A 902-nucleotide genomic window follows, 5' to 3' on the forward strand; every position below is an offset into this window, starting at 1 on the left:
GGCCGCGGGGCCGGCCGCCGCGGACCGCGGCGCGGGGCGGGCGCTCGCCGGCGTGTGGCCGCGCGCGGCGGGGCGGCTGTCGTACGCGTGGTACCTCTGGCACTGGCCGCTCGTGGGACTCGGCGTCGTGCTGGTGCCGGGGATCGCGTGGCCGGGGAAGCTCGCGCTGTCGCTGCTCGCGCTCGCGCCGGCGCTGGCGATCGAGCGGTGGGCCGAGCGGCGCACGCGGTCGCTCCCGCCCGACGACGCCGCGGTGCCGCGCCGCGCGCTGCTGGCGTTCGCCGCCACCGTCGTCGTGGCGCTCGGCGCGCACGTGCTGGTCGGCGCGGCCGAGCGGCGCGCGGCGGCGCCCGACCAGCGCGCGTTCGCGGCCGCGCGCGAGGACCGCTTCGCGCCCGACCGCTGCTGGAACGCGCGCCCCGACCGCGCCTGCGCGTTCGGCGACACCGCGTCGGCGACTACGCTCGTCGTGTTCGGCGACTCGCACGCCGAGCACTGGCTGGCGGGGCTCGACGCGGCGGGGAGGGCGCGCGGGTGGAAGGTGGTGGCGATGGTGCGCGGCGGGTGTCCGGTGGCCGACCTGTCGGCGCTGGCGGCGAGCCGGCGCGACGGCGCGTGCGCGCGGTGGCGCGAGGCGGCGGTGCGCCGGATCCTCGGCATGCGGCCGACCGCGGTGCTGCTGTCGAGCTACGACCACTACGTGCCGATCGACGGGCGCGGCGAGGCGCCGCGCGTGTCGGCCGACGCGTGGCGGCGCGGGCTGCGGCGCACGTACGCGCGCCTCGCGGCGGCCGGGATCCCCGCGGCGGCGATGCGCGACACCCCCGACCTCCCGTTCGACGCGCCCGGGTGCCTGTCGCGGCGCGCGGCCGGGCTGCCGCTGGCGGGCGACTGCACGTACG

The 902-nt window shown here is 81.0% G+C and carries 1 protein-coding gene; it reads left to right on the forward strand.

Annotated features, from left to right (window positions below):
* The coding region (locus PYV61_RS25925; protein ID WP_275836779.1) for an SGNH hydrolase domain-containing protein at window positions 1–902 on the forward strand (902 nt) is incomplete at both ends.

Origin of the sequence: Roseisolibacter sp. H3M3-2 (genome assembly GCF_029211165.1) — a bacterium.
GTDB lineage: Bacteria > Gemmatimonadota > Gemmatimonadetes > Gemmatimonadales > Gemmatimonadaceae > Roseisolibacter.